We start from the raw sequence: 19,899 nt of genomic DNA on the forward strand, positions 1-19,899 counted from the left end.
ATGTGTTGGCCTTTTTTATGCTTTTTACTAATTTATTTTCACCGTTTTAATAATGGCTTCAAGCTCCAACATGTAGTTTCGTTTATCAACGGATGGTGCAAATGCAAAACCTTCCAAAATGACCCATCGTTTATTGATTTTGTCTTCAACAGCATAGCTAATAAAAGGGCCACCCATAAATGCATTTTTGACGTCCCAAATGCCTTTGGTTTCCAAAGCTGGTTTATTGTCCAAAATAGTCTCACCATGAAAAGGTGTGTAGGCGTCTTCAGTAGCCAAATAAGAACCTTCAACCGGGCCTTCAATATATTTTTTACCTACAGAATCCCTAATTCGAATAATTTGGTTCACCACGCTGTCATTTCTCTTAATGGCAGAATAGGGCAACTCGTAAATCATAAGGTTGGTAGTGCCCGTGGTTATGTCCTTTCTAATCCAGAAAAAATCATCAGTAGACTTTGCAATTCTGTAAATTGATGGAAAATCAATAGTTAAGTTCAATTTTTCTTTTATCGATTCAAAGCTATGCGGTGATTTTGCCATTTGGCGCTGCCTTTCGGCTATCTCCATGCTTCTAAACGTATCAATAATTTTAGATTCATTTTCCTGAAGAATAGCAATAATCTCTTTTTTGGATTTTCCGGAAACTACAATTACTTTCTGCGGTTTGGCATATACATTATCTAAATATTCAATACCTGCATCTTTATTCATTTTAATCATTAAAACCGTTCTGTTTTTAGTAACAAAACCCGAAAAAACGGCAGGAGGTATTTGGCTAATGGTAAACATAGGTTCGTCTTGCGGAAGCCCGTAAATGGGTTTTGCCAAAACTGTTCTTATGGCTTCGCCAACACGCCCATCCCAAATTTCATTTTCGGTTACAACAGACACATTATTTATGGCCCCTGATGAATCTTGAATGTAACGTTCGGTAGATTTTTTTTTGTCTCCACAAGATGTTAAAAGCATGAAAGACAGTAATGAAAAAAGAAAATATCGCATAATGTGTATTAGGTTTTAAGGAAATTAACCCTTAGCTATTTTGAGTTTCATTCCCGGTTTTAAATTATTACCACTAATACCGTTCCAATCTTTAATATTTTGAACAGAAACTCCAGGAAATTTTTGAGCAATGCTCCATAAAGAATCGCCTGACTGAACTATATAGGTAATTACCTCACCAGACAAGGGCTTTGTTTTTGTAGTGGCTGTAGCAGAAATGGGAGCACTAACATGTGGTCTTCTGGGAAAAATAGTAAGCCGTTGCCCAATGCTAATGTCATTGCTTCGCAAACCGTTCCATCGTTTAATGTCACTAACCCGAACGCCATACATTCTAGAAATTTTCCCTAAATAATCTCCAGATTTAACGCGATAAGTCAATCTTTGGTCGGCTTCGATAAGCTGAGGAAGCGGTTTTTCACGTTCATCAAATTCTGCCTTGGCAAACGCATAGATTTTTTCTTCATTGTTTACAAACTGGCCAATAACGCCAATAGGCAATCTCAAGGTGTAATTTTCATCCTTTATAAACGGAATAATATCCAATTTATAAGAAGGATTTAAGAACTGAAGTTCTTCAATAGGCGTGCCTGTTACTTCTGAAACTTGATCTAACGTAATCATTTGTTTTACCCTAACAGTATCCGTTTCAAAATAAGCCGTTTCTGGTTTGTACTTTTTAAAACCATGCTCTTCGGCATATTCAAAAATGTACATATTGGCCAAAAACGCGGGCAAGTAACCAGCGGTTTCGCGAGGGAGATTATGGCGGATATTCCAATAGTTTTTGTAACCTCCAGAACGCCTGATAGCCTTAGTTACGTTACCAGGACCCGAGTTGTAGGCGGCCAAAGCCAAATCCCAATCGCCAAATATTTCGTATAGTTTAGCCAAATATTTGGCAGCGGCTTCGGTAGATTTAATCGGGTCGCTGCGCTCGTCAACATAGCTGCTTACATCCAGCCCGTACATTTTGCCCGTGCTGAACATAAATTGCCAAAGACCAGTTGCGCCAACCCTTGATTTTGCCCGGGGTTTTAAAGCAGATTCAACTATTGCCAAATATTTGATTTCCAAAGGAATATCATATAAATCCAATTCCCGTTCAAACATTGGGAAATAAAATGCACTTAATGTTATTAACTTTTGAAGTTGCTCGCGTCTGTTTTTTAAATAAGACTTGATAACGTTCTCCAAAGAAGGGTTATATTCTACATTAAAAGGTGTTCTGGCATCCAGTTCCTTTAAGCGTTGTTTCAGTACTTCGGTTGGAAGTTCTGGATAATCAACGGCATCAAAAGATAACTCGGTAACTGATTTATAAATGGTATCGAACAGCGCATTGCTATATAATTCTTCGTACCATTTTTCGTCAAGTCCTGCCGCAAATTCATGGTCTTGAAGGTTTTTAATGTTTAAACTATCAGACTCGGCTTCAATAACTTTAACGGTTTTAGTCTTTCCGTCAATTAATGAATCTTTAGAAGATTTGTTTAGCGCAACAGCCTTTTTCTTGACTTGATTAGTCTTTAAAGAAATAGAGTCTTGGGCCTGTAAAATACAAGTTCCAGTGTTGAAAATAAGAAGAGTTATTAAAAAACGAAAAGCCATAAAATCAATTCAGTTTACAGAACGATATTATGGCTAAAATCGTATTTTTTCAGGGAAATTAAAAACTTAATTCACTTTATTCCAAAATAGCGGCAATTCCAGGAAGTATTTTGCCTTCTAGACTTTCTAACATAGCGCCACCACCTGTACTTACATAGCTTACTTTATCCTCAAAACCAAACTGTTTTACGGCGGCCACAGAATCGCCACCACCAACTAACGAAAAAGCTCCGTTTTTGGTAGCTTCAGCAATGGCATTACCAAGGGCAATAGTTGCTTTCGCAAAATTTTCCATTTCAAAGACACCTAAAGGTCCATTCCAAAGAATGGTTTTGGACTTCAATACAACATCTTTGAAAATTTCAACAGATTTTGGTCCAGCATCTACACCTTCCCAACCATCAGGTATAGCATTGATATCTACAATCTGAGTATTGGCGTTGTTACTAAAAGCATCTGCTGCAACTGTGTCAACTGGAATATAAACCTTCACGTTTTTTTCTTTGGCTTGTTTTAAAATATCTAAGGCCAATTGTTGTTTGTCATCTTCACAAATTGAATTCCCAATTTTTCCACCTTGTGCCTTAACAAAGGTAAACGCCATACCACCACCAATAATCATTTGGTCAACTTTATCCAAAATATTTTCAATGATTGTTATTTTAGAAGACACTTTTGCGCCACCAAGTATGGCCAATACCGGCTTTTCGCCTGTTTCCATAACTTTTTTGATGCTTTCTATTTCTTCTGCCAATAGGCTTCCAAAGCATTTTTTACCTTCAAAAAACTGTGCAACAATAGTTGTTGATGCGTGTGCTCTATGCGCTGTACCGAAAGCATCATTAACATAAATATCACCTAATTTTGAAAGTTGCTTGGCAAAATTTACATCACCCGCTTCTTCTTCTTTATGAAAACGTAAATTTTCCAATAGCAAAATTTGGCCGGGTTCTAAATTCGCCACTGCAGCTTCCGCTTTTTCTCCTACACAGGCATCCACAAATTTTACTTCAACACCTAAAATATCTTCAACTTTTTGTACAATATGACGTAACGAAAACTCATCTTGAACGCCTTTTGGACGGCCTAAGTGAGACATTAAAACACAGCTTCCACCATCTTCCAATATTTTTATAATTGTTGGCTTTGCAGATACAATTCTTGTAGCATCAGTTACTTCAAATTTATCATTTAGGGGGACATTAAAATCTACTCGAATCAATGCCTTTTTATTTTCGAAATTAAAGTCGTTTAGCGTCTTCATATAATTAAATTTTACCTTATTAAGTGATTGAAGCACAAATGTAAGTAATTAAATAGCTTTATAAAACGTGTTTTTTAACGAAAACGTTTGAACCAGCAGAACTTTTTAAAAAATTAAATTTTTTCAACCAAAACTCGTCTGGTTTTAAAAAGTAAAGCCATTTTAAATAGAAAAATTCATTTACTTTTGTTTCATGCTTTTTAAGGATGTTTTAGGCCAAACGCATATAAAAAACCATTTAACCCAAAGTGTTGACAATGGCCGTATACCCCATGCGCAATTATTTATAGGTAAAGAGGGCTCTGGAACATTGCCCATGGCTTTGGCTTATGCGCAATACATTTTATGCTCCAATTCTGGTGGCGAAAACAACACGGGAAATGAAGCTTGTAATTTAAAGTTCAAAAACTTTTCGCACCCCGACCTTCATTTTGCTTTTCCGGTTACAATAAGCGATAAGGTGAAAAGCAAACCTGTTTCAAGCTTTTATTTGGAAGAATGGCGCCAACTTTTAGAACAACAACCCTACGGTAATTTGTTTGATTGGTACAAACTGCTTGGCGTGGATAACAAACAAGGACTTATAAGTGTAGAAGAAGCTAGTGAAATTGTAAAATCGCTTTCGCTGAAATCTTATGAAGGTGGTTATAAAGTGATGTTGATTTGGATGGCCGAAAAAATGAATACATCATGCGCCAACAAGCTTCTAAAGCTAATAGAAGAACCGCCAAATAAGACTATTTTTCTTTTAATTGCTGAAGATGAAGAGCAAATTATAAACACTATACGGTCGCGTTGCCAAATATTACATTTTCCTCCATTGGCCGAAGACGACATCAAAGAAGCCTTGATGAAAGCTTACCATATAGAAGCGTCTGTGGCCACCAAGATAGCGCACCAATCCAACGGAAATTATAATAAGGCCTGTGATTTAGTTTACCATGATTCTGAAGACACCCAGTTTGAAACTTGGTTTATTTTCTGGATAAGAAGTGCCTTTAAAGCTAAAGGAAATAAGGCGGCCATTCATGATTTAATTTCTTGGAGCGAAGATATTGCCAAAACCGGCCGTGAAACCCAAAAACAATTTCTCAACTTTTGCTTAGATTTCTTTAGGCAGGCATTATTGTTAAATTACAATGCCCCAGATTTAGTTTTTTTTGAGCCCAAAACCGAAAAATTTAAATTGGAGAATTTTGCGCCATTTGTTCATGGCAACAACATTATGGAAATTAGCGACGAACTACAAGATGCTATTTACCATATTGAACGCAACGGAAATTCTAAAATAATCCTTACCGACCTTTCAATAAAACTAACTAGACTTTTACACAAAAAACCCTAGTTAATGACACAGCCAAAAGAACTATGGTTTGTTATTATTAACCCAGCCTCTGGAAATGGTTCTGGTAAACGAAAATGGCCAAAAATTAAAAGACTGTTAGAGCAAGAGAAACTCAATTTTTATTATGCGCTCACCGAATATTCCAAACACAGTTTAGAACTCGCGCAAAATGCCATTAAGAAGGATATTAGAAACATTATATGTGTTGGTGGTGATGGCACCCTACACAATATAGTTAATGGAGTACTGTCTCAAAATATTGTTCCTTCACAAAAAATAACTGTAGGTGTAATTCCTGTTGGTACGGGTAACGATTGGGTTAAAACCTATGGTATACCAAAAGACATAAAAAAGGCTGTTGATTTGATTATTAACGGCCGAACAAAAACTCAAGATATTGGCAAAATACAGTTTGAAAACAGTCCAGAGCCTCCTACTTACTTTAACAATTTAGCTGGTATTGGATTTGACGGTTTTGTGGTTAGTAGAGTTGAAACTTACAAACATCTAGGTAGTTTGTCTTATTTATGGGCGGCTATAATAGGTCTTTTTGCTTTCAAAAACTTCGAGGTAAAAATCATTGCTAATTCCGAAGAAATATCTGGGGAAACATTGATGATTCTTATAGGTATTTGTCAATATTCGGGTGGAGGCATGCAATTTACTAGCACCCCGAACCCTCATGACGGGCTATTTGATGTTACTATTGGCCAAAACTTAAGCAAATATGACATCATAAGAAACCTTCATAGGTTGTTTAATGCAACAATAACGCTTCATAAAAAAGTTAAAACATTAAAAACCAATACATTAAAAATTAAAACATCCGTTGAAAACCCTCCATTAATTCAGGTTGACGGTGAATTGTTGGGCTCTGGAAACATTGAAATATCAATAGTTCCAAAGGTATTTTCCTTTTATTTTTAAAAACACAAAAGCCCCTGTTAGCTGTTAAACAGAGGCTTAGAGACCAAGGTCTTTTATCTTAATTTTTATATTCAGCGTTTAAAGCTTCTAAAATAGTTTGCGTTAAATCGTTTTCATCGGTTCCATACATTACCGTTGAAGCTGCATCTGTTGTACCTAAAATGTAAGTGTATCCGTTTGTCTTACCGTACCCTTTAACAAACTTTTTAACTGTACTAATAACAGAATCTATCTCTGTTTGAAATTCTTGGGTTAATTGTTGCTGTTCTGCTTGCATTTGTTGTTGTAACCTTTGCTGCTTTTGTTGCAACCCAGCCATTAATTCTTGTTGCTTTTTTTGTGAAGCCCTTTGCGCTTCCATTTGAGTCACTTGAACTTCAGCTTGAAATGCCTTCCCTAAACTATCAGCCTTTTTTCTAAAACTCTCCTCCTTAACTTGGTATTTTGCTTCTACATCCTTTTTCTCTTGGTACTCATTTATAATAGTTCCATTATTTATGAAACCTATTTTGTTTGGTTTTTGGCAAGATGCCAAAACCATCATCACCAACGATAAGTAAATTATGTTTTTCATTTTTATCTATTTATTTGTTTTGGTTTGTTGATTTATAAAAACGCACAAATGTAGCAAAGTAAACGTTAAACCAACTTCAATTTACTTTGAATTTAACATATAGCCAATATTTATAGCTTTGTAAAATATGAATAAATTTTACCTATTGTTTCTGGCGCCAAATAAAGCGATTTAAAGGAGCTTCAAAAAAGCACATGCCATTTCCTTATTATGGTTCTTAATTTTAGTTTTAAGGGCTCCAAATGCATTTTTACCTGTTTTTTATAATATAAATTAACGAAGAAGCCTCTTTGTTAAATACGGCTTTTAAATTTGAGAGCAACCCAACAGAAAAACCTTTAATTAAATTCATTTTTCCTGATTTATATTTTTCAGAAAGCAAACTCACATAAAATGCGTCAAACAACATGGGCTTAATTTTTTTTACTTGCATGTTCTGTTTTTCCATGAGTTTAAAAACAGAAGGTTTATTAAAATGCCATAAATGTCTTGGCACATCATAAGCAGCCCAAAATTGTTTATAATGTTTTGCATCATAACTTTTATGATTTGGCACAGCAATGATTAAAGTTCCATCTAGTTTGAGTAGTTTTTTAAAAATGGAAACTTGTTCCTCTAAATTTGGCAAGTGCTCCAAAACATGCCACAAGGTTATAACATCAAAACCATGATTGTTAAATTTTAAAAGCTGCTCCGTTTTAAAAACTGCATTGTTGGTTTTTTGGTTGGCAATTTGCCTCGCCTGTTCGTTCGGCTCGATTCCTAAAACTTTCCAATCATTATTTTGAGCTACTTGTAAAAAATCACCAGTCCCACATCCAACATCTAAAAGCGTTTTACCTTTTTGCGAAAAAGAATTAATCAGGTTTAATTTACTTTTTAAGGACACACCTCTAACGAAGTGATATGCTTTTTCAAAAAGATTTCTTTTGGCATCTGTATGGGAAATGTAATCTTCACTTTGGTAATACTCGGGAAGTTTTTCCTCAGTTGGCTTTGGTGTGGTTTCCAAAAAACCGTATTCCGCATTCTCTATAAGTTGGAATTCTTCTCCCGAAACAGAATGGTCTTTTACCTTTAAAAAAATAGATGTATTGCTCATTTAAAAACGAATTCTGAATCTAGTTAAGATGGACAAAAAAAGGAAAATATTTTGATGTTCCACGTGGAACGTTAAAAACTATCTACCCATATAAACAAGTAAAACAGAAATATCATTTGGCGAAACGCCACTTATTCTTGATGCCTGTGAAACAGTCGTTGGTTGAATCTTTTTCAGTTTTTCACGCGCCTCAAAACTCATGGACTTGATTTTTGAATAATCAAAATTCTCAGGGATTTTTACATACTCGAGTCTGCTTAATTTATCAGCATTGTTTTTTTCTTTGGCTATGTAGCCGGAATATTTTACTTGAATTTCGGCCTGCTCAATAATTTCAACATCTAAATTATTTTCTTTTATGTAAGACTCCACCTCCTCAATTTTTCGAATATCATTCATTTCGATATTTGGGCGCGCAAAAACCTTAAACAGCTTTCCTGATTGTTTTACGGGAGAGGACTCCTTCTCTTCCAAAATAGGATTAATGTCCTCCGGCTTTACGCTCAAGTTTTCAAAAAAGCTTACGAATTTTTCTGCCGCCTCATGCTTCTCTTCCATTCTTTTTAATCGCTTTTCAGAAGCCAAACCGAGCTCATAACCTTTTGGCGTTAACCTTAAATCGGCATTATCCTGTCGTAACAAAGTTCTATATTCCGCACGAGATGTAAACATTCTATACGGCTCCTCGGTTCCTTTAGTGATTAAATCATCTATCAAAACACCAATATAAGCTTCATCCCTTTTTAGTGTGAACGCTTCCTTTTCTTGAACCTTCAAACTGGCGTTAATACCAGCCATTAATCCTTGAGATGCTGCCTCTTCATAACCAGTTGTTCCGTTAATTTGACCAGCGAAGAAAAGACCATCAACAAGTTTGGTTTCCAAAGTATGCTTCAATTGAGTTGGCGGAAAATAATCATACTCTATGGCGTAACCCGGACGGAAAAACTTAACGTTTTCAAATCCCTTAACAGATCTTAATGCCTTAAATTGAACATCTTCAGGAAGCGAAGTTGAAAAACCATTTACATAAACCTCAACTGTATTCCAACCTTCCGGTTCAATAAATAATTGATGCCTATCTTTATCTGCAAAACGATTTATTTTATCTTCAATTGATGGGCAATAACGAGGTCCTAAACTTTTAATTCGGCCATTAAACATTGGAGACCTTTCAAACCCTTCACGTAATAAATCATGCACCAATTCACTGGTGTAAGTCATATGACATGAACGCTGCTTTTCTAAAGGCTTTGTAACATCTAAATACGAAAATTTTTCAGGGTTTACATCGCCAGGTTGTTCAATCATTTTGGAATAATCCAAACTTCTTCCGTCAACCCTAGGCGGCGTTCCAGTTTTCATTCTGCCTGAGTCAAAACCTAAATCAACTAACTGTTCGGTAATCCCAGTCGCAGCTTTTTCGCCTGCACGGCCCCCACCAAAATTCTTGTCTCCTATATGAATTAATCCGTTCAAAAAAGTACCATTGGTTAAAACAACTGCTTTAGACTTTATCTCAACCCCCAAAGATGTTTTTACTCCAGCAACTTTGTTACCATCCATCAAAAGCCCTGAAACCATTTCTTGATAAAAATCAAGATTCGGGGTTTGCTCTAAAAGCATCCTCCAATCTTCAGCGAAACGCATTCTATCACTCTGCACTCTCGGGCTCCACATAGCTGGCCCTTTCGATTTGTTCAACATTTTGAACTGAATTGCTGAAGTGTCGGACACAATCCCGCTATAGCCGCCCAAAGCATCAATTTCACGAACAATCTGCCCCTTAGCAATTCCACCCATAGCTGGGTTGCACGACATTTGAGCAATGTTCTGCAAGTTCATGGTAACCAGCAGTGTTTTGCTACCCATATTTGCAGCTGCGGCCGCAGCCTCGCTTCCAGCGTGACCAGCACCAACCACTATAACATCATAAACCTCGTTAAACATAATCTTTGTGTTGAAAAACATGTTCCACGTGGAACATGCAAATTTTAGGTCTGCAAATATACATTGAATTCTTTAATTTGAAACAAGTTGATTCAAGTAGAAGTTTTCCTTGTCTCTCATTAGTCTTGCATCACCATCGCTCTTGTCTTTGTAGCCACAATAATGTAGTACACCGTGAACAATTACCCGATGCAACTCGTCCTCAAAGGAAACATTAAAATCTTTAGCGTTGTCCTCTACTCGTTCAATAGAAATAAAAATATCTCCCTGTATAATTTTTCCGATAGAATAATCGAAACTAATTATGTCGGTTAAGGTGTCATGATTTAGAAACTCAACATTCAATTTGTGCAAATATTCATCATCACAAAACACATAATTGATTTCTTCAATTTTGTGATTTTCCGATGAAATGGTATTTAAAATCCATGCTGAAAGTTGACCTTCATTTCTCAACTTAAAGTCAGTTTCATAATTGAAATTAATCATCTCCTCCCTTAAAATATTCTTGCACTTTCCTTTTATAAACTTGTTGCAAAGGTAACGCCTGTCTGTTTAATATTTCGGTAGTTTGAAAATATTCCTTTGCCATTGGAATTTGATTGTTTGGATTATTATAAAAATTCTTTTTATTGGTTTCAGATTCACGCTTATCATCCTCTCCTTGTTGAAATGTTGCATTCTCCAATTTAAGCAATTGATGTTTCAAGTCCATCATTTTTTGAAGCGTCTGGTTAGTAAATCCCTTATTCAAAAGATCCAACTCAATATCCTCCATCTTTCTTACAAGAGCGTCTCCATTACCACTTTTCCCTTCCTTGGCCAATTTATCCTGAAGGGCTTGTCGTAACTGTTGCTGCTGTTGGTAAATTTCATAAAGTAAACCGTTTAAATCTTCATTAGTACCCTGGCCTTCTCCTCCAGTTTGCTCACCATTTTCTCCTTTGTTATTAGCTTTTCCCATTTCACCTTTCTCACCTTTTTCACCCTGTTCACTAGGTTTATTTCCTTCCTTTTCTCCCTGCTCTTCATTTTTTCCATCGCCTTCATTTGGGTTGCCTTGTTCGCCTTTTTTCATTCCTTTTTGCATCATTTCATTAAGCTGCTCCTGAGTCATAATAATATCGGGCAGTTGCATATCGCCATCGCCACCTTTACCTGCAGACATGCTCATGTTTTCTTGCATATTATCTAAAAAATCGCTTAAAAAATCAGCTAAATTATTAGCCGCCGTAACCGCGAACTGCTGATTTGAAATTCCTTGATACAGTTGGTTTTCTGCAAGTAAACCCATCGCCCTTTCCATGTTATAATAAACATCACTAATCTCCTTATTAACTTGTTCTGAAAGCTTGGTCTGGCGTAATGATAGCGCAAACAAACTATCGTCTATATGCTCAAAATGCTCCTTCAAATCATTTTGCTTTCTTAAATAAGAGGCAAACTTATTATGATTAATTTCTATGGATTTAAACTGATTCATGAGTGCTTCTTGATCAAAAGAAAACAAAACCACATTATCCAATACTTGACGCAACATTTCTACATCCTCTTGCATTTGCTCCCCGCCACCAGCCTGCATGGCACTTTGCATGCTTTGGCTCATTTGCATCATTTTCTTAGCGGCCTTCTTTTGGCTGTTTTGAGCGTTCTTTAAATTCTGTCTTAGGTTTTCGGCATCTTTATTTTTATCGCCTTCGGTAGATTTTAGACCTTCCTTCCTTTCTAACTCTTCAGAGGCATTTTTTTGTTTATCAACCACTTCCTTTTCATCCAACTCATCTCTAGGAATATCTATTGGTTTTTTAAGTTCCTTACTCTCCTTTTCAAGGTCTTCTATATTCTTTGTAAAATTCTCAAACTGCTCATTTAATTGCTCTTGGTTTTCTTTTGTATTATTTTCTTCAGGTTCATTAGACAGTTTTTCTTGATCGATAGCCAACTTCATTAAATCCTCCTTTAGCTTTTCAAGTTTCTTTTCAATATAGAAGCGTTTGGTCAATTCAAGCAGTTGCTCTAAGCTACGTTTCTTGTTCTTATTCTGTTTTGCCAATTCATCTAACTTTTTAATGAGCTCTTCATTATTGATTTTATCCTGAAGCTTTTCAATTTCCTTGAGCAACTTTTCATCTTGCTTAAGCTTTTCCTCATTGTCTTTGAGTCGTTCTTTCAACTCCTCTTTGAATTCATCTTGTTCAGTATTTTCCTTCTCAAAATTTTCCAAATTATCTTGGAGTTTCTTATTGAAATTCTTCATCATTTCGTCCTGTTGCATCTGACGTTTGAAAAAAGATTCCAATTTCTTTTTGTCGTTAAAATTTAAAGTCGATTTCTCTTTCTGTGTCTTTGTCAGCTCCTCAAGTTCCTTTTGTTGATCATCAAACTTTTCCAAAGATTTATTTAAATCCTTTATGGTTTCGTTTTGTTGTTGCAGATTTTTTTGAGCCTCCTCTTCTAATGTTCGCTTTCTATAAGTAAAGACATTGCTTTTCACACTCTTATAGCGATTAACTTCATCATTATCAAATACTTGAAAGTACAATTCATAAGCAATACCTTCTTCTATATTCAAATCATTTGGGAATGCAGAAATAAACTCTGAAACATTTGAACTGGAAACGGGCATTGTAACAATCTCCTTCACATTTTCGTTTAAAACAGGATAATAAACAAGTTGAAGTTTCGAAAAACCATAGTCATCACTCACTTGCCCGTGGAAATAGAGCGTTTGCAAATCAAGGCTGTCCTGTTGCATTTCTATGTTAATCTCAGGGTATTCATCTTTAACCACACCTATACTAAAAGCTAAATTTTCAAAGTTTTGGAGATTCTTATTACTTGTGCTTAAAGTGTAATTAAGATTATTGAATACTTGTTTTGATGCTTCAAAATTTCCATCATTTTCAGTACTAAAGCTAACGGTATCCTTCGCATATAAAAACACCTTATCTGTAGCTTTGGTACTTAATTGCCATTTAATGTTTGTCCCTTCCGGTACCAGAGCATTACCTGTGCTTTTTAATACTTCATCTTTTTTATTGGTGTAATTGGGATAATCCAAAACCATTTGAAAACTCAAAACTGATGGTGTTTCTACAACCTCAATCGTATAAGGTTTGGAAGTTACTTTATTAGCCGAAAGTTGAAACTCAAGAGCTTCCTTGGGCTGTGTAAACACGTATTCAAATTCGCCTAAAGCCTTTTGTTGCAAAAAATAAGTTTGGCCATTATAGGTTATTTGAGCACTTTCTGGAGTAAGCTCGCCAGCGGTTTTAACCACAAGCTTAAAGTCTTGGTTTTCAATAGCAGTCATGCTCTCATTCAGCACATAAAACTGAAACGGCGCTGGCGGCTCATAAGCCGTTTTATAGTGCACCACACGTTTGTAACTATCACTAAACCAATTAAAATTACCTGTAAAATAAGTGAGCAACAAAATAAAAATGGGAATTGCCGCGTATTTTAAGTATCCTAAATTATTCTTGAAATTAATAGCAAGCTTAAACGGAATTGGCTTTAATTCCAGTGATTTCTGTTCGATACTCGCCAAAAGCAATTCAGATTTTGACGTACTGCCATGAAGCTGTAAAACATTCAACAGCTTATCGTTAACCTCAGGAAAATGCTTGCCAATAATTCTTGAGGCTTCTTCATAATTTAGCCCTTTTTGAAGTTTGAACAACTTAGCCAACGGAATAAAAATGAACTTAACCAGCAGCCCAAATTCTACCGTAACAAACACCCAAAATAAAACAGTTCTGGCCCCGGTATTCAACCATAAAACATGTTCAACAAAAAGCGTAAAGAGAAAATACAACAGCCCTATAGCAAAAAACAAAATGACTCCTTTTAGCAATTCATTGGTGTAGTAACGCCGAATGAATGCCTCTAATTTGTTTTGTATGGTTTTAAAGTTGCTCATGATTTGGGAAAATTTCATGCTAATTTACTAAACTACAATTTTATTTTATACCATGTTCTTAATTACCTGTTAATTGTATCTTTGCCAAAAATTAAAAAAGATGACCAAAAACGTTCGTGTGCGTTTTGCGCCAAGTCCAACAGGACCTTTACATATTGGAGGTGTTCGTACCGCATTATTCAACTATTTATTTGCCAAAAAACATAACGGCACATTTATTTTAAGAATTGAAGATACGGACCAAAATCGTTATGTAGAAGGTGCAGAGCAATATATTATTGATGCCTTAAACTGGTGCGGAATGCCATTTGATGAAGGTCCAGGGAAAGAAGACTCATTTGGTCCTTACAGACAAAGCGAACGCAAACATTTGTATAAAAAATATGCCGATGAACTCATCGCAAAAGGCCATGCCTATTATGCCTTTGATACAGCCGAAACTTTAGATTTTCACAGAAAAGATCATGAAGAAAAAGGGAAAACCTTTATTTACAATTGGCATAACCGATTAAAATTGAGCAATTCCCTATCGCTTAGTGCAGAAGAAGTCCAGACTAAATTGGATGCCGGTGAAGATTATGTTATCCGGTTTAAATCACCTCAAGATGAAACACTTCATTTAAAAGACATTATTCGTGGCGACATTAAAATTGACACCAATATTCTGGATGATAAAGTGTTGTTTAAAAGCGATGGCATGCCCACCTACCATTTGGCAAATATTGTGGATGACCATTTAATGGAGATTACCCACGTAATTCGTGGCGAAGAATGGTTGCCTAGCTTGGCCTTGCATTGTCAATTATACGATGCTTTTGGCTGGGAAGCTCCAGAATTTGCGCATTTGCCCCTTATATTAAAGCCCACAGGAAAAGGAAAATTAAGCAAGCGCGACGGCGATAAATTAGGCTTCCCAGTATTTCCTTTAGAATGGAGAGACCCAAAAGCAAAAGAAGTTTCAAGAGGATATAAAGAAGATGGGTATTTTCCTGAAGCTATGGTTAACTTTTTAGCGTTTTTAGGCTGGAATCCTGGTACGGAGCAGGAAATTTTCAATCTAGAAGCATTAATAAATGCCTTTGAATTGGAGCGTGTCAATAAGTCTGGAGCCCGTTTCGACCCTGATAAAATAAAATGGTTTAACCATCATTATATGCAAGAACAAAGCAATGATGTTTTGGCGGAAACCTTCAAATCTCAATGTCCTGAACTTTCTGAAATTGACGTGAATTACACTGCCATGGTAATAGGTTTAATAAAAGAACGCGCCACGTTTGTTTCAGATTTTTGGGAACTGAGCCATTTCTTTTTTAAGGCACCTACCACATACGATGAAAAAGGAACCAAAAAAGCCTTTAAAGAAGACACTTTGGAGCTTATGAAAAAACTGAAAAGCATCATTTTAACCATTGATGATTTTACTGTAGAAACTTTACAAAATGTTATAAAAGGTTGGATAACAAGCAACAACATAGGTTTTGGCAAAGTAATGATGCCCTTGCGTATTGCCTTGGTTGGCGCTTTGCAAGGCCCAGATGTTTTTGATATTATGTTTATGGTTGGGAAGAATGAAACGGTTAAGCGAGTTCAATCTGTAATTGATATTTTATAAGTTTCTTTCTTTCTGAACTTGTTTCAGAACATATTAGAACGATACCGTTGCGCCCAAAACCAACATGCTTTGGTTGCCTTTAAAGCGCCCATTACCTCCCGTGAGGTCTAATTCTTGTTTTTCAAGTTTCTTTAAAATATTGGTAAATCCATAAATGTATTGGGCCTTTAGCTTAATATGTTTTATACCAACCGATGCCCCTATAGTGCCATTAAAATTAAATTGGGATATGTTGGTGATGTCCTCAGCAGTTAAATTCACATATTTATTAACATAATAGCCCTCTTGGTTTTTGTCATTAAATTCCAGCTTACTGTTATACTGAATCATGGGGCCTAAATCTATTGTAAAATAGTTCGGAACAACCTTTACGTGCATCAACATAGCCACTTGTACAGCAAGCAATTTATAGTCAATAAAAGCTTCCTGTGTACTCACTAATGCTGGTCGGCCTAAAACTTCAACCGAATTTTGAGAAAGTTGCATGCCAAAGCTCACATCGTACCATCTTACTGGTATTTCAACCGTTGCCAAAAACCCGCCAATAAATCCATTGGTTTCCCTTGTTGTAAAATTATCGGTTAGAATATTGAATTTGGTAACGCCACCAGTAACACTTATGCCGTTGGTAATGGGGTAATTGCCTTTTTGTGCGAAGTTATTTGTAACAAAACACAACATAAAGACTACTAATAATAAAAGTCGGTTATAATTCATTTGAATGGGTTATTAGCGACCAAATATAGTGTATTTTTGTATCTTACTTTTCTTAAACCTTAAACTAAACATTATGAGCTTTTTTTACATCCCGTTTATTGTACTAGGCCTATTAATTTTCATTGCCTCATTCTTTATTGTAAAGCAACAAACCGCTGCCATAATTGAACGTTTTGGTAAGTTTCACAGCATTAGGCAATCTGGTCTAAAATTAAAAATCCCTTTGGTAGATAGGGTGGCAGGACGCCTAAGTTTAAAGATTCAGCAGTTAGATGTTATTGTTGAAACCAAAACTCTTGATGACGTATTTGTAAGATTGAAAGTATCAGTTCAATACCGGGTTTTAAGCCAAAAAGTGTATGATGCCTTCTATAAACTGGATTATCCGCACGAGCAAATTACCAGTTATGTTTTTGACGTAGTACGTGCTGAAGTCCCTAAAATGAAATTAGACGATGTATTTGTGAAAAAAGATGATATCGCCTTAGCTGTAAAAGCTGAATTGAACGATGCCATGCTTGATTATGGTTTTGATATAATTAAAACTTTAGTAACAGATATTGATCCTGATGCGCAGGTAAAAGCAGCCATGAATCGCATTAACGCGGCAGAACGTGAAAAAACTGCCGCCCAATATGAAGGTGATGCGCAACGTATTTTAATTGTTGAAAAAGCCAAAGCTGAAGCCGAAAGCAAGCGCTTACAAGGCCAAGGTATTGCAGACCAACGTCGTGAAATAGCACGTGGTTTGGAAGAATCGGTTGAAGTGCTTAACCGTGTGGGCATAAACAGCCAAGAGGCCTCGGCGTTAATAGTAGTTACTCAACATTACGACACCTTGCAGTCTTTGGGTGAAGAAACCAACAGCAACCTTATTTTACTGCCCAATGCTCCTCAAGCCGGAAGCAATATGCTGAACGATATGGTTGCCAGTTTTACCGCCAGCAACCAAATTGGCGAGGCCATGAAAAATGCTAAAAAGAAAGGTGGAGATACTACTAAATAAGGCTACTGTTAAACAATTTTTTAGCTATAAATAACAAAAAAGGCATCACGATGTGATGCCTTTTTGCTTCTTTTAAATAAGCTATTCTTGTTCTATGTTATTTGCAACCTCAGTACTAACTGATTCTTCTTCCTTATCATTCTTCCAAGGTTTGTAGTTTTTGTACTCGGGTCCTGTTAAGTTGGCTCTTTCATTGTTTGATGCAACCTGAGTGTATTCAGCTTCCGATGTCTTTGCCCAAGGTTTATGGTTTTTATATTCTGGCCCCGTTAAACTCTCCTTTGAGTTGGACGTATACATATTTTTAGTTTTGGTTTTGTTTTTCCAAGGTTTGTAATTTTTGTACGCTGGTCCTGTTAATTCACTTCTTTCTTGTCCAAACGAGCTTATGGAGGTAAAAAAGGCAACTGCCAATATTAATGCTAAGTTCTTCATAGTATTTACAATTTTAATTTACATCAAAATTAACTGAAAAACCTAGTTTTGGCTGATATGGGAAACCACGTAATTTATATCCGTATTTATACGGATGCGCCAGACTCAAATCAAATTGATTTGCGCTGCCTTTTTTATTAATTCCGCTGTGTTTTTTACGTCTAATTTTTTTAGAATATTGGCGCGATGCGTTTCAATTGTTCGGGTGCTAACAAATAATTTAGTTGCTATTTCCTTAGTAGTAAGTCCTTGAGAAATTAAGCTCAGAACCTCACGTTCTTTGTTTGAAAGTATATTTTCGCTTACCCTCTGGTCTGACATAAAATTTATCATCTTTTCAGAAATTTTAGGACTAAAATATTTCTTCCCTTGGTTTACAATGCGCACCACTTTAATCAATTCATCTTCGTCGGTATTTTTAAGCAAATAACTATACGCGCCACTTTTGGCACATTTTGCTATGTAATTACCATCGTCATGCATGGATATAACAATAGGTTTAATAAATGCCTTTGTGCTTTTTAGTTCATTTAAAACTTCAAAGCCATCCATATTTGGCATGGTAATATCCAACAAAACAATGTCAATATCATTGTTCTCATTTAAGGCCTCCATAAACGCCAAACCGTCACCCACGGTGGCCACAACCTCAATATCATCGTGTTTCATTAAAAGTTCCTTTAAACCGTTTCTAAACAGCTCATGGTCGTCAGCAATTATTACTTTTATCTTGCTCATAATTCTATGGGTAATTCTATTTCAAATGTGGTCATTCCTTTTTTGGAATCTATTTGGATTTGTCCATTACAGATTTCTACACGTTCCTTAATATTTATAATACCAGAGCCAAGTTTTACACGCTCGATATCGAAACCAATACCGTCATCAAAATAGAAAAGCGATATAAAATCGTCAAACTCGGAGAGTGAGATTCTAATATTTTTACACTTTGAATGTTTTAATGCATTGTTGATTAACTCTTGTGCAATCCTGAAAATATTTATGGCTTGATTTTTAGTTATTTTACTGTTGTTTTCTTTGGTTAAATCTTCAAATTCTATGGAGATTCCCGAAGTTTCTTTTATACTATTCACAAAATTTGTGAGCGCCACACCTACCCCAAAATCATCGATGGTTGAGGGCATCAAAGCGTTGGACATTAAACGAATTTCAGAAATTGTAGTGTCCACTATGTTTATCATTTCCTGTTTTTGCTTTTTTGCATCAACTTTATTTTCAATATAAAATTTTAATGAAGTTAAAAGTGGGCCAATGCCATCATGCAGTTCCCGTGACAACCGTCTCCTTTCATTTTCAAGGCCATCTACCATCAATCGTTGGGTTTCTACTCTATTTTTGATTTCTTTGCTTCTAAATTCAATCAATTTATCCCTCATTTTTATAAGGCTCTTTCCAAGTGAATCATTTTGGCTCCTTGGTTCATAATCGTTATTGAGATTCATCTTCCCAATTTCATTGGAGAATTTAACAGCTCCTTGAAGTGATTTTTTCAAATTGTCCAAAGCGGCGAACATTTCCTTTATTTCAGCCGAATTTTTATTAAATTCATTGGTTTGGTTGTAGTCTCCATCTGCCATTATCTTCAAGCTTTTTTGCATGTTAATAATAGGATTGGTGATCAGTCTAGTTAAAAATAAAGACAAAACAACAGCAATTAGCATGATTAAAATTATCAGACCCAAAAGCCTAAGTTTTAAGCTTTTTAACGGTGCCTTTACTTCACTCAAATCAATCTCACTTAGTATACCCAAATTTAAGTTGGATATGTTTATGGGACCGTAAGCACTGTACACCTCTACCCCTCTATAGTCTTTTATGATGGCTTTCCCAGTGTTTCCTGAAATGGCTTCAACAGCGGCTTTGGTTTTAGCAAATATGTTAGACGGAGTTTCCTCTGGCATAAAACGGGATTGCGACCTTAGGTGATAATCTTCCCCAACCAAATACGATTCGCCGCTGCTACCCATTCCTGTGCGCTCTAGCAATATGTCCTTAATCTTGTTATAGTCAATAATCTTCACTTTGGCTTGGTTGTCAGCAACCAAAATCAAACCAATGGCTGTTTGTCCGTTATCGTTATACTTCGTGAAATCAAATATTCCAGAAGTAGTTAAGGCAGATTTTGGCAGTTTTAATGTAATGCTATCCAAAGGGAAATCTGTGGGTTTTGAATTCATAAATTTAGCCCATTCGCTTTTTATCAAATTTTCAACTTGTACTTGCTTTAGGGTTTTTATGGAATTGAGCTGAAGAAAAATTCTATCGTCCAACGCTTTTGAAAACTGGCTGTAAAACGTAAGGGACAACATTAAAATTACCAAAAAAATAAGGCTATTGATTATGATTAATATTAATGTTCTTAAACTCATTTTATTCAAAATGTTGCTTACAATTTCTTGCCAATTACT

Annotated in this window: 16 protein-coding genes; 4 read left to right on the top strand and 12 right to left on the bottom strand. The window is 35.8% G+C overall.

The annotated features are described in order from the left end of the window. Positions 1 to 27: 27 nt before the first annotated feature. The 3 genes from WJN01_RS03540 to WJN01_RS03550 all read right to left on the bottom strand — a co-directional run bounded on the left by WJN01_RS03540 (position 28) and on the right by WJN01_RS03550 (position 3,880). Positions 28 to 1,005 carry a DUF4837 family protein gene (locus WJN01_RS03540; RefSeq protein ID WP_445195780.1) on the bottom strand — a complete coding sequence of 326 codons (978 nt, stop codon included), beginning with the start codon at positions 1,003 to 1,005 and terminating at the stop codon, positions 28 to 30. Between the two features lie 24 nt (positions 1,006 to 1,029). Beyond that, a complete protein-coding gene (locus WJN01_RS03545) occupies positions 1,030 to 2,616 on the bottom strand; it encodes a LysM peptidoglycan-binding domain-containing protein (protein WP_445195781.1) in 1,587 nt (528 codons plus the stop codon). A gap of 76 nt (positions 2,617 to 2,692) precedes the next feature. Further along, positions 2,693 to 3,880, bottom strand: coding sequence for a phosphoglycerate kinase (locus WJN01_RS03550; protein ID WP_445195782.1), 1,188 nt, complete (start codon positions 3,878 to 3,880; stop codon positions 2,693 to 2,695). Between the two features lie 193 nt (positions 3,881 to 4,073). Between WJN01_RS03550 and WJN01_RS03555 the strand changes: the two genes are divergently transcribed. Further along, entirely contained in the window at positions 4,074 to 5,225 is a 1,152-nt protein-coding gene (locus WJN01_RS03555; protein WP_445195783.1) for a DNA polymerase III subunit, read from the top strand. A 3-nt stretch (positions 5,226 to 5,228) separates the two neighbouring features. After that, entirely contained in the window at positions 5,229 to 6,152 is a 924-nt protein-coding gene (locus WJN01_RS03560; RefSeq protein ID WP_445195784.1) for a diacylglycerol/lipid kinase family protein, read from the top strand. A gap of 58 nt (positions 6,153 to 6,210) precedes the next feature. On the opposite strand, the gene WJN01_RS03565 is transcribed toward WJN01_RS03560, so the two are convergent. From WJN01_RS03565 to WJN01_RS03585, 5 genes are all read right to left on the bottom strand, one after another. Then, entirely contained in the window at positions 6,211 to 6,726 is a 516-nt protein-coding gene (locus WJN01_RS03565) for an OmpH/Skp family outer membrane protein (RefSeq protein ID WP_445195785.1), read from the bottom strand. Positions 6,727 to 6,976: 250 nt separating this feature from the next. Next, a complete protein-coding gene (locus tag WJN01_RS03570; protein WP_445195786.1) occupies positions 6,977 to 7,828 on the bottom strand; it encodes a class I SAM-dependent methyltransferase in 852 nt (283 codons plus the stop codon). A gap of 78 nt (positions 7,829 to 7,906) precedes the next feature. Next, complete coding sequence (gene mnmG, locus WJN01_RS03575) at positions 7,907 to 9,778, bottom strand: tRNA uridine-5-carboxymethylaminomethyl(34) synthesis enzyme MnmG (protein WP_445195787.1); 1,872 nt, start codon at positions 9,776 to 9,778, stop codon at positions 7,907 to 7,909. A 72-nt stretch (positions 9,779 to 9,850) separates the two neighbouring features. Further along, positions 9,851 to 10,267: an rRNA maturation RNase YbeY gene (ybeY, locus tag WJN01_RS03580; RefSeq protein ID WP_445195788.1), complete on the bottom strand. Its 417-nt coding sequence runs from the start codon at positions 10,265 to 10,267 to the stop codon at positions 9,851 to 9,853. Then, positions 10,260 to 13,700 carry a coiled-coil domain-containing protein gene (locus WJN01_RS03585; RefSeq protein WP_445195789.1) on the bottom strand — a complete coding sequence of 1,147 codons (3,441 nt, stop codon included), beginning with the start codon at positions 13,698 to 13,700 and terminating at the stop codon, positions 10,260 to 10,262. Before WJN01_RS03585 ends, ybeY begins: the two co-directional genes overlap by 8 nt. A 100-nt stretch (positions 13,701 to 13,800) precedes the next feature. Here WJN01_RS03585 and gltX point away from each other — a divergent pair, with 100 nt between their 5' ends. After that, positions 13,801 to 15,312, top strand: coding sequence for a glutamate--tRNA ligase (gltX, locus tag WJN01_RS03590; RefSeq protein ID WP_445195790.1), 1,512 nt, complete (start codon positions 13,801 to 13,803; stop codon positions 15,310 to 15,312). Positions 15,313 to 15,345: 33 nt separating this feature from the next. Here the strand turns inward: gltX and WJN01_RS03595 are convergent, their stop codons facing one another. Next, positions 15,346 to 16,029, bottom strand: coding sequence for a hypothetical protein (locus WJN01_RS03595; protein ID WP_445195791.1), 684 nt, complete (start codon positions 16,027 to 16,029; stop codon positions 15,346 to 15,348). Between the two features lie 73 nt (positions 16,030 to 16,102). Between WJN01_RS03595 and WJN01_RS03600 the strand changes: the two genes are divergently transcribed. Then, positions 16,103 to 17,035: an SPFH domain-containing protein gene (locus tag WJN01_RS03600; RefSeq protein ID WP_445195792.1), complete on the top strand. Its 933-nt coding sequence runs from the start codon at positions 16,103 to 16,105 to the stop codon at positions 17,033 to 17,035. Between the two features lie 81 nt (positions 17,036 to 17,116). Here the strand turns inward: WJN01_RS03600 and WJN01_RS03605 are convergent, their stop codons facing one another. From WJN01_RS03605 to WJN01_RS03615, 3 genes are all read right to left on the bottom strand, one after another. Beyond that, positions 17,117 to 17,470: a hypothetical protein gene (locus tag WJN01_RS03605; protein WP_445195793.1), complete on the bottom strand. Its 354-nt coding sequence runs from the start codon at positions 17,468 to 17,470 to the stop codon at positions 17,117 to 17,119. 105 nt (positions 17,471 to 17,575) lie between these two features. Then, on the bottom strand, positions 17,576 to 18,208 hold the full coding sequence (locus tag WJN01_RS03610; RefSeq protein WP_445195794.1) for a response regulator: 633 nt from the start codon (positions 18,206 to 18,208) through the stop codon (positions 17,576 to 17,578). Then, the gene (locus tag WJN01_RS03615) at positions 18,205 to 19,860 is read right to left on the bottom strand and encodes a sensor histidine kinase (protein ID WP_445195795.1); all 1,656 of its coding nucleotides are present in this window, start codon (positions 19,858 to 19,860) and stop codon (positions 18,205 to 18,207) included. Before WJN01_RS03615 ends, WJN01_RS03610 begins: the two co-directional genes overlap by 4 nt. Positions 19,861 to 19,899 lie beyond the last annotated feature (39 nt).

Origin of the sequence: Tamlana sedimenti, assembly GCF_038148895.1 — a bacterium.
In the GTDB taxonomy this organism is placed as follows: Bacteria; Bacteroidota; Bacteroidia; order Flavobacteriales; family Flavobacteriaceae; genus Tamlana.

Excerpts from the sequence above, each read along its gene's own strand:
- WJN01_RS03545 (WP_445195781.1), bottom strand. The coding sequence starts at position 2,616 with ATGGCTTTTCGTTTTTTAATAACTCTTCTTATTTTCAACACTGGAACT.
- WJN01_RS03615 (WP_445195795.1), bottom strand. The coding sequence starts at position 19,860 with ATGAGTTTAAGAACATTAATATTAATCATAATCAATAGCCTTATTTTT.
- WJN01_RS03560 (WP_445195784.1), top strand. The coding sequence starts at position 5,229 with ATGACACAGCCAAAAGAACTATGGTTTGTTATTATTAACCCAGCCTCT.
- WJN01_RS03610 (WP_445195794.1), bottom strand. The coding sequence starts at position 18,208 with ATGAGCAAGATAAAAGTAATAATTGCTGACGACCATGAGCTGTTTAGA.
- WJN01_RS03565 (WP_445195785.1), bottom strand. The coding sequence starts at position 6,726 with ATGAAAAACATAATTTACTTATCGTTGGTGATGATGGTTTTGGCATCT.
- WJN01_RS03540 (WP_445195780.1), bottom strand. The coding sequence starts at position 1,005 with ATGCGATATTTTCTTTTTTCATTACTGTCTTTCATGCTTTTAACATCT.
- WJN01_RS03605 (WP_445195793.1), bottom strand. The coding sequence starts at position 17,470 with ATGAAGAACTTAGCATTAATATTGGCAGTTGCCTTTTTTACCTCCATA.
- WJN01_RS03550 (WP_445195782.1), bottom strand. The coding sequence starts at position 3,880 with ATGAAGACGCTAAACGACTTTAATTTCGAAAATAAAAAGGCATTGATT.
- WJN01_RS03555 (WP_445195783.1), top strand. The coding sequence starts at position 4,074 with ATGCTTTTTAAGGATGTTTTAGGCCAAACGCATATAAAAAACCATTTA.
- WJN01_RS03600 (WP_445195792.1), top strand. The coding sequence starts at position 16,103 with ATGAGCTTTTTTTACATCCCGTTTATTGTACTAGGCCTATTAATTTTC.
- WJN01_RS03595 (WP_445195791.1), bottom strand. The coding sequence starts at position 16,029 with ATGAATTATAACCGACTTTTATTATTAGTAGTCTTTATGTTGTGTTTT.
- ybeY (WP_445195788.1), bottom strand. The coding sequence starts at position 10,267 with ATGATTAATTTCAATTATGAAACTGACTTTAAGTTGAGAAATGAAGGT.
- mnmG (WP_445195787.1), bottom strand. The coding sequence starts at position 9,778 with ATGTTTAACGAGGTTTATGATGTTATAGTGGTTGGTGCTGGTCACGCT.
- WJN01_RS03570 (WP_445195786.1), bottom strand. The coding sequence starts at position 7,828 with ATGAGCAATACATCTATTTTTTTAAAGGTAAAAGACCATTCTGTTTCG.
- WJN01_RS03585 (WP_445195789.1), bottom strand. The coding sequence starts at position 13,700 with ATGAGCAACTTTAAAACCATACAAAACAAATTAGAGGCATTCATTCGG.
- gltX (WP_445195790.1), top strand. The coding sequence starts at position 13,801 with ATGACCAAAAACGTTCGTGTGCGTTTTGCGCCAAGTCCAACAGGACCT.